General features: G+C 48.3%; 11 protein-coding genes. All 11 read left to right on the top strand.

Annotated features, from left to right (window positions below; all coding sequences use genetic code 11):
* The first annotated feature begins 151 nt into the window (after nt 1–151).
* The gene (locus tag gpAD87_RS29210; RefSeq protein ID WP_442950749.1) at nt 152–1150 is read left to right on the top strand and encodes an amidase domain-containing protein; all 999 of its coding nucleotides are present in this window, start codon (nt 152–154) and stop codon (nt 1148–1150) included.
* Between the two features lie 133 nt (nt 1151–1283).
* The gene (locus tag gpAD87_RS29205) at nt 1284–2384 is read left to right on the top strand and encodes a D-alanine--D-alanine ligase (protein ID WP_064642382.1); all 1101 of its coding nucleotides are present in this window, start codon (nt 1284–1286) and stop codon (nt 2382–2384) included.
* Nucleotides 2385–2415: 31 nt separating this feature from the next.
* Nucleotides 2416–2739, top strand: a complete 324-nt coding sequence (locus tag gpAD87_RS29200; RefSeq protein ID WP_053779624.1) for a hypothetical protein — start codon at nt 2416–2418, stop codon at nt 2737–2739.
* 154 nt (nt 2740–2893) lie between these two features.
* Nucleotides 2894–3895, top strand: a complete 1002-nt coding sequence (gene uvsE, locus gpAD87_RS29195; RefSeq protein ID WP_064642380.1) for a UV DNA damage repair endonuclease UvsE — start codon at nt 2894–2896, stop codon at nt 3893–3895.
* A gap of 107 nt (nt 3896–4002) precedes the next feature.
* On the top strand, nt 4003–4866 hold the full coding sequence (locus gpAD87_RS29190; protein WP_371121658.1) for an inositol monophosphatase family protein: 864 nt from the start codon (nt 4003–4005) through the stop codon (nt 4864–4866).
* A gap of 274 nt (nt 4867–5140) precedes the next feature.
* Complete coding sequence (locus gpAD87_RS29185) at nt 5141–5431, top strand: hypothetical protein (RefSeq protein ID WP_064642378.1); 291 nt, start codon at nt 5141–5143, stop codon at nt 5429–5431.
* Nucleotides 5432–5637: 206 nt separating this feature from the next.
* A complete protein-coding gene (locus gpAD87_RS29180) occupies nt 5638–6954 on the top strand; it encodes a stalk domain-containing protein (protein WP_064642376.1) in 1317 nt (438 codons plus the stop codon).
* 257 nt (nt 6955–7211) lie between these two features.
* Entirely contained in the window at nt 7212–8999 is a 1788-nt protein-coding gene (locus gpAD87_RS29175; protein WP_064642374.1) for a cache domain-containing sensor histidine kinase, read from the top strand.
* A complete protein-coding gene (locus gpAD87_RS29170; protein WP_064642372.1) occupies nt 8974–10527 on the top strand; it encodes a response regulator transcription factor in 1554 nt (517 codons plus the stop codon). Before gpAD87_RS29175 ends, gpAD87_RS29170 begins: the two co-directional genes overlap by 26 nt.
* Before the next feature lie 221 nt (nt 10528–10748).
* Complete coding sequence (locus tag gpAD87_RS29165; RefSeq protein ID WP_064642370.1) at nt 10749–12032, top strand: ABC transporter substrate-binding protein; 1284 nt, start codon at nt 10749–10751, stop codon at nt 12030–12032.
* A 141-nt stretch (nt 12033–12173) separates the two neighbouring features.
* Entirely contained in the window at nt 12174–13076 is a 903-nt protein-coding gene (locus gpAD87_RS29160; RefSeq protein WP_024633027.1) for a carbohydrate ABC transporter permease, read from the top strand.
* The last annotated feature ends 2 nt before the right edge of the window (nt 13077–13078 follow it).

The raw sequence follows: 13078 nt of genomic DNA, 5'->3' as shown, positions 1-13078 counted from the left end.
GACGCGATCTCTTCCGTACGCATTATCCCCGATTATAAGGCTTCAAAACAGAACCAGACACATACAACCGAAATTCTCTCATATAAATAAAAGGAGATTTTCATGCAATGGATCATTCCGGACAGAACTCATGCCAAAGGGGGACACAGGCTTGGAACGCGAATGGAAGAGTGCCTTATATACCTACGTGAACCAGTATAATCGCTGTGAGATCGACTATCGTCCACAGACAAGCGAGCGGATTGTCACTGATCCGGAATTTGTGCTGGACCGGGGAGAGCGGATGGCCAGACTGGACCAATGGTACCGCAAGCGGCGGGCCGTACCTCTTCGCAGTGAGACCAGCGCCAAGCTTGTGCGGACACTTATGGATGGGGCAGATGAATCGGTCGTCGATGTGCAATTGTACAGCAGGCTGTTCTATGAGAAGAATGGTTTGACCCATCGGGAAGACCGGATTGAACGGGAACGCCTGACCTTTCTTAGGCAAGGTGGAGTTTGGACCATTGCACGTGTAGAACGTGAAGTGCCGGAGCGTCGCCCGGTAGGAGAGGGCCGTCCTTTTCAACAAGCCGATTTTGTACAGGCGATGAATCGGCCGCTGCTTAACCGAGAAGTACTGGGACAGGGTAGGAGATCGAAGCAGCAGCTGTATCGCAGGGATCTGGCTGTCGCCTATGCGGACCGGTGGTGGAATGCGGGAAACCCGGCATTTGAGGAATTCGAAGTAGATTGCACTAATTATGTGTCCCAATGTCTCTTTGCAGGGGGAGCACCCATCCACTATACTGGTAAAAGAGAAGCAGGATGGTGGTACAAAGGTTATGTAAATGGCTCTGAAATGTGGAGTTACAGCTGGGCCGTGTCCAATAGTCTGGAGCGTTATTTATCTGGCAGCAGCTGGGGATTGTCAGCAACCGAAGTGGATCGTCCAGAGCAGCTAATGCTTGGAGATGTAGTCCTCTACGACTGGGACGGGGACGGCAGGTTTCAGCACAGTACGGTTGTGACCGCTTTTGATGCGGGGGGCATGCCGCTTGTGAACGCACATACAGTCAGCAGCCGCCACCGTTTTTGGGATTACCGGGATTCTTACGCTTGGAACGAGCGGACGGTGTACCGGCTTTTTCACATTGCAGATGAGTTTTGATGGTCAAAGATTTTACGGGATTCGGTGACGTGGACATCCGGTTCCGTGTAAAATAAGTCTAGATAACAGAATAAAAGTGGTGCTGAACATGCAGACATGGCAGCATCATTGCACAGATAATCGGAGGTTACACATGAGTATGGATAAATTAACAGTAGGCGTCGTTTACGGCGGAAAGTCAGGCGAGCATGAGGTGTCGCTGCAAACGGCGTTTGCTGTAACGAACGCATTTGATTATGAGAAGTATGAACTGGTTCCTTTTTATATCTCCAAGCAGGGTACGTGGAAAAAAGGATCTGTCATGCATGCGCCATTCGCGCAGATTGAAGATTTGAAGCTGGAGCAGGCGGCGGGCGGAACACAGGAAGCGCTGAACGCGCTGTTCGGCCGTTTATATGGCGGAGAAGAGGCGATGGACGTCATGTTCCCGCTGCTGCACGGTACGTTTGGTGAGGATGGCACGATTCAAGGGATGTTCGAGATGGCGGATATGCCTTATGTTGGCGCAGGTGTACTGGCTTCGGCAGGCGGCATGGACAAAGTGGTCATGAAGAAACTGTTCGCGCAGGCCGGAATTGACCAATGTGCCTTTACGTATTTTAACGCTACTCAATGGAAGCAGACCGAACATGAAATGATCTTGCAGGTGGAAGATCAACTGGGCTATCCGTGTTTCATTAAGCCGGCCAATCTCGGTTCCAGTGTAGGAATCTCGAAGGCGCGTAACCGGGATGAACTGAAGAAAGCCGTGGAGTTCGCTCTCCGTTACGATACCAAGGTAGTCATTGAGGAGTTTGTAGAGGCTCGAGAAGTTGAAGTCAGCGTGCTCGGTAATGACGAACCGATGGCTTCTGTACCAGGAGAAATCGTATCTTCCGGTGAATATTATGACTATGCAGCCAAATACATCGATGGTCAGTCTCAGATGCTGATCCCTGCTCCGCTCGACCCGGAAGCCGCAGATCGCATCCGTGAGGCCGCATTGCAGGCATTCCGTGCGATTGAAGGAAATGGCATTTCCCGTGCAGACTTCTTCATTCGCAAATCGGATGGGGCATTGCTTATTAATGAAGTAAACACCATGCCTGGTTTCACACCATACAGCATGTACCCGCTCTTGTGGCGTGAGACGGGCGTATCGTATGCCGAACTGCTGGATCGCATGATTGAGATGGCTTTGGAACGCTACAACCGCAAGCAGGCGCTGAACTACGAGAACGGCGTACAGGCGTAGCCTGAGGACGACATTATAAGGAGGGGTATGAATGGGATTTCAGACCGAATTCAATTCCGTGTGCAAGTTCAAGAATGAACAAGAGCTGTTTGAATTGCTTGAATACGGCCGTGGCAAAATGGTCAAACAAGGCTTTCGTGTATTTCCTACCGGACAGAAAGTCATTGCTTACACACCGGATAACGTGGCCGTAGCCATCGTAAAAATCGTAGTCTCCATTGCTGAGATTAACTTCCAGGGTCAAGAAGTGACCGAAGTGGAGATGCAATTGATCCGTAAACTGAACGAGGAAGAATCACGCATTCAGACTGCTCTCGCGGACGAGATGTTCTTTGGTGAACAGGCACAGGGGTAGTTTGTTACATGTGTACCCGAACGAATGGACGGATTTGTCCAAACACGATTATGGTCACTCTTTTAGGGTAAAACTTGGTTATATAAAGTGAAGGGAAGGCTGCCGGCTTCATATACCGGGAAGGAATCCCGCCCTAATAGAGAGGAAGAAATTCATGCTCGTACGTTTTGGTTATGTGGCGATGTCCGTGCTTGTGGAGAATGCTTCACCTTCCCGGACGATGACTATGTCCAGCTTTAAGAAAATTGATGATAGGGAAGCAGCAATTCGCAAGCTTGAACGGATTGCAGCCGAGAATTTGCATAATACATTACGTTTGCTCAGACACAACAAAGGAAGCCATATTCATGTATATCGTTTTTCTTCCAAATTAATTCCGCTAGCAACGCATGAGGATCTCAGTGATTGGGACCCGTTTCCCGCGCTTAAGCAGGATTTTGCCGCGATTGGCGATTTTGTGAAGGAGAACGAGATGCGTGTGTCTTTCCACCCGGATCATTTTACGGTACTCAGCACACCTCGGGAGGAAGTGCTGCGCAACTCCATGCGCGACCTTCGCCATCATGTACGGATGCTGGATGCCATGGGGCTGAATGCCACTGCCAAGAACAATATACATATTGGTGGTGCATACGGGGACAAGCCTAGTGCAGCGCTGCGTTTTGAAGAAAATTTTCTGAAGCTGAATCGGGATATTCAGGAACGGATGACGCTCGAAAATGATGACAAAACGTTCAATGCTCCCGAGACTCTCTCGGTATGTCAACGTATGGGGCTGCCCATGGTGCTGGATATCCACCATCAATGGGTGAACAATGAAGGCGAACAGCCGTGGGATCTCTGGCCGGATATATTGAAGACTTGGGAGTCTCCGCTTGCTCAAGCGGATTCACCGGCAGACAAGCCGTTGCCGCCCAAAATTCACGTCTCCAGTCCAAAGAGTGAGAAGGACCTGCGTGGTCATGCTGACGGTGTTGAGGTGGAACCGTTGCTCGCTTTTTTACGTCATATTGCAGCAGATACGCCCGCTCTTGATGTGATGATTGAGGCCAAGCGCAAGGATGAAGCTCTGGTGCAGTTGATGCAGAAACTAGCATTCTATCACGAAGAGGGTGTGAAGTGGGTGGACGAGTCGACGGTTATCATTCATCCGTAGCGCCAAAAGGGGCCTGGGCAACGAGAAACTTTACGACCCTCGGGGCGTATACTTTTAACAAGTATTTTAATTTTTCGTAGATTGATATAGAAAGTAGAGTGAACGCTTTGAATGAGAAGGAAAAAACACCTTATGTCGTGACAAGCAAAAGCTATACTGCCGTCGCCATTAATGCAGCTTCCAAAGCTGGAGAGTGGATCAAGAGTCGTCTCGGAACTGTGGGGGAGCCCGGAACCAAGTATTCGCCGCAGGATCTCGTTACTGAAGTGGATAAAGGTGCGGAACAGATGATCCGCCGCCTGATTCTGACGCATTTTCCCCATCATGCCATTCTGGGTGAAGAAGGCGTGGAACCAGGACCGGAAGCATCAGCGAAGGCACTGAAAGAAGCTGAGGAAGAAGAGTTTCTCTGGATTGTGGACCCGGTGGACGGAACGACGAATTTCGTACATGGTTTTCCGTTCTACTCCGTATCCATTGCCTTGGCTCATAACGGTGAGGTGATAGTGGGGGTAATCTACGATCCTTCCCGTGACGAGATGTTTGTTGCGGAAAAAGGAAAAGGCGCTTATGTGCATGGAAACCGGATGCTTGTATCTGGTGAACAGGAACTGGCACAGAGCCTGATCGCGGTTGGCTTCCCGGCGGATACGACCTACGCGTTGCCGATTAATATGGCGGCTGTTCAGGCACTGGCACCGCAAGTACGCAGTCTGCGTGCAGGTGGTTCTGCCGCCCTGCATTTGGCATATGTTGCAGCGGGTCGTCTGAGCGCTTATACCGAAGTTGGTTTGAAACCATGGGATATTGCCGCAGGTGCACTGCTGGTTGAGGAATCCGGCGGCAAGGTTACCGATACCGTGGGAACGCCATACCAACTGTCGGTGAGTCATGTGGTTGCCAGCAATGGCAAGATTCATGATGCACTGACGGGTGTGCTGAAGGAAGCAAACGCAACAGGTTTGGAGTGAGTGAGTTTATTCAATTCATCAATGCTTTAAAGATCTGAAATTGTACATTAAACGGAGGGGACTGAACAAATCTGAAGAAGCGTAGCTACAAGCTTTCTGAAAGAAAGCTGCTTCGTAAGCATATGCTGCGCCTTTATCACCGGATTTCTCCCTTGGACAAGGGAATCATAGAAATCTGGGGATAACAGCGATCGAAAGATTGTTCTGTCAACGAAGTGAAGGTGCAATAATAAGGTTAGTGCATATGTGAGTTTAATTTAAGGAGCGAACAACAATGGATGAATCCAAAGAACTGGAACGACGTTTGAGTGATATGCTGACTGAAGGGGACATGGAGGATTCCGGCGATGCTGACAAACGTGAACGTCAGCTGATTCCTCCCAAGTACGAGGTGCGCATTCAGACAGAACGGGACCCGATTGTTGAAGAAACGTTGAAGTACCGGGACATGGCACGTGAGGTGGACGATCGCTATGATCGATACCTAGAGCGTTCTGCCGGGAACAAACCAGATACCGATCCGATTGACTCAGATTCTGGAGATACGAATAAATCGAAGTCTTAACGAGTGAACATCTTGCCTATACTCAACGGATAACAGACTTCCCTAATTAGGGGAGTCTGTTTTTCGTGCGGATATGGGGTGGAGACGACAGCGCCCCTTTAATAATGTTAGAATAGAGTTACACGAACTTCTGTCACCGGAGTGAACAGTGTAATATGTAATTATTTTTTTATTTTATAGATACGGGAAAAAGGAGTGTTCTAAGAATGAAGCGTAAACGCATATGGAGAAGTACCGCCGCGGGATTAACGGCAAGTATGCTAGCAGGGATGCTGATTTTGGCATCATCCGCACAGTCCGCTCATGCTGCGGATAGCAATGCGTTACCCGCAGGAAGCGTAACATCATCATTGCCTGTACAGAAAGATGCGATATCAGTAACCAAGGAATTCCGCCTCGTCACATTGGGGGACTCCATCACCGTAGGGTATGAGCCGAACCTGAAAGAACTGCCCTATGGTTATGTAGAACGGTTGCAGGAACAAGGTCTACTTCACGGACGTACTCAGGTGGACAACTATGGTATTGCCGGATTGAAGAGCAGTGGTTTGAAAAACTTTGCAGATGCGATTAAAGAAGGGAAAGCGCTCACTTCCGAAGCCATTCAACCGAGCCTCCCTGATCCAAGAGCGGCACAAGTTGGAGCCAATATTGCTGCCATCCGGGAGAGTGTAGCTGGGGCTAATCTGGTTGCCATCACAATCGGAGGGAACGATGTGTCCGAGTTGCTCGGTTCAGCAGATAAGCTAAGTGATGCGGAACTGGAAGCAAAAGTGAAGGAATTGCTATCTTCCTATACAGCCAATGTTAGCGCAGTTATCAATGATATTCATGAGATTAATCCTAATGCCAAAATCGTAATCGCTGACCAGTACCAACCCATGCCTGAAGTAGCTGGTAAAGCGCTCTATGCGAAACTGATGGAGGCTTCCCAAGGGTTTACTGCGACCATTGATGGAATTGCGACTGAATTTTCCGCTAAAGGAATTGATGTAAAAGTGGCTCATGTCGCCAAGGAGTTTATTGGCGGTGAAGGCACGATGACTCACATGATTAAGGACCGCGATTTCCACCCGAATCAGTTCGGATATGAAGCGATTGCCAAAGTATTCGCAGAAACGATCTGGGGCGATTACACCAAGCTGACGGCTCCTGCTGCAGGCCAACCGATGAATATCATTGTCAGTGGTAAAACGCTGGACACGCCGTACAAACCAATCAACCGCAATGGTAAAAACTTTGTGGCGATCCAGGATATCGTGAATGCCGTTGGCGCAACTACGGTATGGGATAACAAAACCTCAACCGCAACGATTACATACGGAGATCGGAAGGTTGCCGTGAAGATTGGTGCAACGGCTGTTCAGGTGAATGGTGCATCCGTAGCCGTGGATACACCTGCATTCCTGAACAAGGTGGGCACAGAGTCCAAAACATATGTGCCGGTTGCTATGGTAGCCGAGGGTCTTGGCTTTGATGTGCAGTATGTCGCCAAGTTAAAAACCGTTTTTGTAAATCCGTAACGAAATAATTAGCACTCTTATACACTATCGACATGATATCAAGCAGCCAGATTTCCTTGATCTTTTCAGGGAATCTGGCTGTTTTTGCGTCTATGTTCATACCAGACCAAGGATACACACCTTCGGAAATGACCTGAAATGTTGCATAAATATGACTTGTCATCTGACCATGGATGTGTAAATATGAAAATAACTTACAGTAGATCGAAAACAGTTTCGAATGACTGCACCCTTCGCGAGCCAAAGGAGCGCTTTGGATGAGTAGAATTAAAAACGCTTTCACGACATTGCCGATTCATCACAAAACCATTCTTCTCATCGGATTACTGATGCTGATCAGCTTCACGTTCTATGTATCTGTCCTGGGCTATGTGTTCGGCATTTATGATCGACAAATCTATGAGAAATCCTCACAGGTGCTTAATATGTCTTCGGTGGGCATCGAGAACCAACTGCGTGAGATCTCCAATCTATCCTTCAAGGTCATGTCCGACGAGCCTCTTCAGCAATATCTTCTTCAGTTGGATAAGGCTGAATCGGGGTATGAGAAAAATGGCCTGCGCAAAAAAATTACCAACAGACTGGTGGCATATGCAGGTTCAGAGAAATACGTCTATTCCATGATCTTTATTGATAATGATAATAATATTATGGCAGCTGGAAACCGGGAGGGAATCTCGGAGAAGAAGCAAAGAGAATTGGTTGCTTTGGGACAGCAATATTCGGGCTCTAATGCTTGGTACACAGGCGGGGATCAACAAGCCAGATTACTGTCGGTTAGACAGGTGAAATCTTTTACTGGTGGAGCATTTACGCTGGAGAAGTTGGGCACCCTGGTTATTCGTGTACGACTGGATCGGATTGTTCAAGACCAGATGCAGCACCCGGCAGAGGATTCACAGCTATTAATTACAGATGGCCGGGAAGTAATCTACCCAACAGAGTCGACCGTCAGTAAATCTGAAATCGAGTCTGAACTGAAGCGCACTCAGCCCTATGGGATAGCCATGTTTGAGCAGGGAAGGAATTTTGTCGCTCGTGCGAATTCTCCATATACAGATTGGGTGTATCTGTATATGACGCCCTTTGACCAGATGTTTAAGCAGATCCAGTTTGTTAAACAGCTGGTGACTGTCATTTTTATCATGATATTCCTAGCGGCGCTTATATTCGGAGCGAAGTTCTCCCGCAGCATTACACAGCCAATCGCCCAGTTGATCAAGAAAATGCGGAATATCGAAAAAGGCGATCTGGATAAGTTGGAGGAAGTAGCGCTGGGCAATGTCCCGGTATCTTCACAAAATGAGGTCGGATTGCTGCATCGCACGTTCAAGATGATGGTACAGCGTATACGCGAACTCATTGACGAGAACTATGCGAAGCAACTCGTGATCCGAGAGACTGAATTGAAAGCGCTTCAGGCACAGATTAATCCACATTTTCTATATAACACACTGGAATCAATCAACTGGCTTGCTAAAGTGCAGAAGCAGCATCAAATCTCCGAAATGGTTGAGGCCCTCGGATTTCTGCTGCGAAGCTCAGTGAACATGTCCGAGAAGTGGATTACTTTGGAAAGGGAACTGGACATCGTCCGCAGTTATGTGACGATCCAACACACGCGATTCGAGGAAAGACTTGATTTTGACATGGACATTGCGCCTGAAGTGGGAACTGCACGCATTCCGAAGTTAACTCTGCAGCCATTGGTGGAAAACGCCATTCATTATGCATTGGAGCCAAGCATAGAACCTTGCCGTATTCGGATTAGGGCGAGAGCAGACGGAGACAACGTTGTAATTGAGGTGGAGGACGATGGTCCGGGTATGACTCCCGAATTTCTGGAGCAATTGCAAGAGGGACGCGTACAGACGAGGGGACAGGGGATCGGACTGTCGAACATCAAAGAACGGATCAGGTTGACCTTCGGCGAAGAAGGCGAAATGATCATGAGCAGCAATCCCGGATCAGGGACCGTAGTATCGATCAGAATACCTTGGATTAGAGAGGACGATGACGATGTACAAAGTGATGCTCGTAGATGATGAACGTGTCATTCTGGAGGGGATTTCGCAAGTCGTGGATTGGGCTGCAGCGGGAACGGAACTGGTGGATACCGCGAGAAACGGGATTGAAGCGCTGGATAAAATCGGTCATTCCAGACCGGATATTATCATCACGGATATTTCAATGCCGGGCCTGGATGGTCTTGGACTCATTGAAAAAGCATCTGAAGCTTACCCTGGACTCCGCTTTATCATGTTGTCTGGCTACAAAGAGTTTGAATACGCTCGTCGGGCGATGCAATATGGAGTGAAACATTATCTGCTCAAACCGTGTAACGAGAACCAGATTCACGATGCCTTGTCCGAGTTGCTTCAGGAACACCAGGATGCCCAGGTAAAGGAACATGTGGCCGGAGAGATGAAACAGCGTCTGCAGCGGGTGCTGCCACATGTGAAGGAGCAGTTCCTGCTGGAGTTTATGACGAACCAAACCTATGGTCCGGTCGATTTGGAGTATTATCAGGAGCTGTTTGACTTGGAGCTGGAGGATAACGAAGTTCGGCTGCTGCTGTTCCGGATTGCAGATGAACATGATTATAGTCATCTATTTGCAATCAAAAACATTGCCAGTGATCTGCTGCCCCATGTTCTATTAAGCACTACCATTGAAGGCAAACTGTTAATTCTGTTGGGGGACTCTGCCGATTCGGTCGGTCTAAAGGAGAGCATCGAGGAAGTGCGGACTGCTTTCACCAGATTATATAAATTGGAAGTTACGGCTGCCCTAAGCGAAGCAGATCGAATGATTCAGTCCCGGCGTTTGTTCCGTGAGGCACTACAATGCCTGAACCACCGCTTCTTTATCGGCGAAGGCAAGCTGATTACCAAAAGTGATCTGGAGCTGGCCGGGGAATGTGATGGGGTACATGTTGAACAAGACGCAGAGCAGCTCTGTCAGTTGATTAAGTCAGGCAATACGGAAGAAGCAGCAGCTGAAGTGGATCGCCTGTTCGAGCTTTTGTCTGGTCAGCAGCTTGAAATCGGGATTACTCGTTCGTATGTGGTGCAGTTGTACTCAGCAATGATTCATGTCTGTCCTCCTGAGGAGGCGACGGAATTCACCCAACGGATGGCAGAGCTGCCCCATATCGACACATTGTCTGGCTTAAAATCCTTTGTTGCCAGCAGCGCAGCCCGGTTAACCTCCGGTTATTACAAAAACAATATTAGCCGTCAGTCTTCTGCTGTGGAGAAGATGATGGATATTGTGGATCGCCACTATGGCGAAGCGGATCTGTCACTTAACGGGGTCGCTCATCAGATGTTATATATGAATCCGGATTATCTCGGCAAGATTTTCAAAAAAGTGACGGGAGAAAACTTCTCCAATTATGTGAATCGTTTGCGCATTGAGCGTGCCTGCGACCATATTCGCAGAGGTGGAGATGTGAAGGTCTTTGAGCTTGCCGAATTGTTTGGCTTCGGGGGGAACTCACAATATTTCAGTCAGGTGTTCAAAAAGTGGACCGGCATGACACCTACCGAATTTCGCAGAACTGGCTTATAACAATTGACTGACGATCATGTATTCGATAGATGAGGGGGACGAACAGCGCCGATAGAGGTGCAGTTGTCCTCCTCTGTTTTTTGAACCAACAAGACGGTTTTGTGTATTCAACTATGGTCCCACATTTGCGAAAATGACAATATAAAGTTCGTGAAAGCGTTATCAGAAAGTGGAAGGTAACTCGTTCACACAACCATTTCAACATAAAAGGGGAGATTGGCATGGTGAAAAAGGCGATATTCCTGATGATGGCGGCATTGCTGGTATTAACAACGGCATGCAGCAGCAGCGGAGAATCGGGCGGAACATCTGGGGATGGTTCGGTAACACTTCGTATCGCATGGTGGGGATCGGATGCACGTCACGAATATACACAGAAGGTCATTGACTTGTACAAAGAGAAAAACCCGAACGTCAAAATTGATGTGGAATACGCTTCATTCGATGACTACTGGAAAAAGCTCGCTCCACAAGCTGCAGCGAACCAACTGCCGGACATTGTTCAGATGGATATTTCCTACATCAGCCAATATGCACAGAATGGACAGCTCGAAGATCTGTCCCCGTACCTCGGAAACCAGATTAAAGTGGACGATGTATCCGAGAACGTTATCAGCACAGGCGTTATCAACAGCAAACAATATGGAGTACCTGCCGGTGTTAACGTACTGGGTTTCCAGTATGATCCGGCTCTGCTCAAAAAAACGGGTGTGGATGCCATTCCCGAAAATATGACTTGGGAATCGTATGAAGAGCTTGGCAAACAAACGGCTGCCAAAGGACTCTTTTTGGACGGGGGCGTAGCGCCGGATATCTTCTTCCACTATTTCTTGCGTACCAAAGGATTGTCCCTCTACAATGCTGAAGGAACGGGGCTTGGATATGATGACGACAAACTATTCGTTGAGTTCTTCGGACTCATGCGCCGGATGATCGAGCAGGGTGCAGCGCCTTCCCCGGATCTGGCTAACCAGACGAAAGGTATCATCGAGGAATCCGATTTGGTCAAGGAAAAAGGAGTTGGTATTTGGCAATGGTCCAACCAATTCGTAGCCGTACAACAGGTTGCCAATCGTCCACTGGAATTCGCTCCTATGCCTGGACCTGATATGGAAAAAGGGCTTTACATGCAACCAAGTATGTACTGGGCTGTTACTTCGAATTCAAAAGTGAAGGAAGAAGCGGCCAAATTCATCGATTTCTGGGTGAACGATGTGGAAGCTAACAAACTGATCAAAGGCGAGCGCGGTGTGCCGATCTCGGGCAAAATCAAGGAAGCTATCGCTCCTGAGCTGAGTGATGCAACGAAGCAGGTATTTGAATTCGTAGCGGCCATGGAGCCTAAGGCTTCGCCAATGAGCTCACCACCACCGGTAGGTTCGCCGGAAGTCATTGCTTCTCTGGCGGATGTTGTGGAGGAACTGAACTTTGGTAAGGTTACACCGGAACAAGCAGCAGCGACATTCCGCAAAAATGCCGAAGCCGTTCTTGCCAACAATAAATAACAATTGAATGATCGCTTGCTCATCCCATTACCGGGATGGACGGGAACAGGGCTACTCGCATACCGCGAGGGCCTTTCCCCGTCCAGTAGCTCGAAGCAAGGTAGCGGGAAGCAAGCAGATCAATAAAGGAGGTTTGTTCCGTTGAGGCAATATTCGTCGTTGCGTAGAAACCTAACCGGGTATGCTTTTATTAGTCCTTTTATCATCGGCTTTCTGGGCTTTACGCTTATTCCGATGTTTGTATCCCTATACATGTCGTTTACGAGTTATAACCTGTTCACTTCCCCACGGTGGATCGGGATGGACAACTACACCAAAATGTTCTTTGATGATCCGAAGTACTGGAATTCGGTTAAAGTAACGTTCCTGTATGTGTTCATTGGTGTCCCTCTAAGGCTGGTCTTCGCACTTTTCGTAGCCATGATTCTGAATACAGGATCCCGTATGGTCGGAACGTATCGTACCTTGTACTACCTGCCATCCATTATCGGTGGTAGTGTGGCCGTGTCGATTATGTGGCGTAACCTTTTCAGTAATGAAGGTGTCATCAACAGTGCATTAACGGCAATCGGAATTGGGCCAATCAGCTGGTTTGGTGATCCGAATGCGTCTCTGGTTATGCTGATCTCGTTATCTGTTTGGCAGTTTGGATCTTCCATGCTCATCTTCCTGGCCGGTCTGAAAAATATATCTCCCGAGATGTACGAAGCAGCAGGTGTGGATGGTGCCAACCCGGTACGTAAATTTTTTGGTATTACCTTACCGCTACTCAGTCCAATCATTCTGTTCAACCTGATTATGCAAACCATCGGTGCATTTATGACCTTCGTACCTGCATATATCATCTCTAAAGGCGAGGGCGGTCCAATGGACGGTACGATGCTTTACTCGCTGTATCTCTTCCGTCAGGCCTTTATGTTTAACAACATGGGTTATGCTTCGGCCATGGCCTGGATCATGCTTATTATGATCGGTATACTCACAGTCGCGGTGTTCCTGACATCCAAGTTCTGGGTGTTCTATGAATCCGAAGGAGGGAAGTAACG

This window comes from Paenibacillus sp. AD87, assembly GCF_001659845.1.
GTDB classification, from domain to species: domain Bacteria; phylum Bacillota; class Bacilli; order Paenibacillales; family Paenibacillaceae; genus Paenibacillus; species Paenibacillus marchantiae.
This window is presented reverse-complemented; position numbering and strand designations above follow the sequence as displayed.

Coding starts and splice junctions, on each gene's coding strand:
- gpAD87_RS29205 (WP_064642382.1), top strand. CDS start 1,284: ATGAGTATGGATAAATTAACAGTAGGCGTCGTTTACGGCGGAAAGTCA.
- gpAD87_RS29200 (WP_053779624.1), top strand. CDS start 2,416: ATGGGATTTCAGACCGAATTCAATTCCGTGTGCAAGTTCAAGAATGAA.
- uvsE (WP_064642380.1), top strand. CDS start 2,894: ATGCTCGTACGTTTTGGTTATGTGGCGATGTCCGTGCTTGTGGAGAAT.
- gpAD87_RS29185 (WP_064642378.1), top strand. CDS start 5,141: ATGGATGAATCCAAAGAACTGGAACGACGTTTGAGTGATATGCTGACT.
- gpAD87_RS29180 (WP_064642376.1), top strand. CDS start 5,638: ATGAAGCGTAAACGCATATGGAGAAGTACCGCCGCGGGATTAACGGCA.
- gpAD87_RS29175 (WP_064642374.1), top strand. CDS start 7,212: ATGAGTAGAATTAAAAACGCTTTCACGACATTGCCGATTCATCACAAA.
- gpAD87_RS29170 (WP_064642372.1), top strand. CDS start 8,974: ATGTACAAAGTGATGCTCGTAGATGATGAACGTGTCATTCTGGAGGGG.
- gpAD87_RS29165 (WP_064642370.1), top strand. CDS start 10,749: ATGGTGAAAAAGGCGATATTCCTGATGATGGCGGCATTGCTGGTATTA.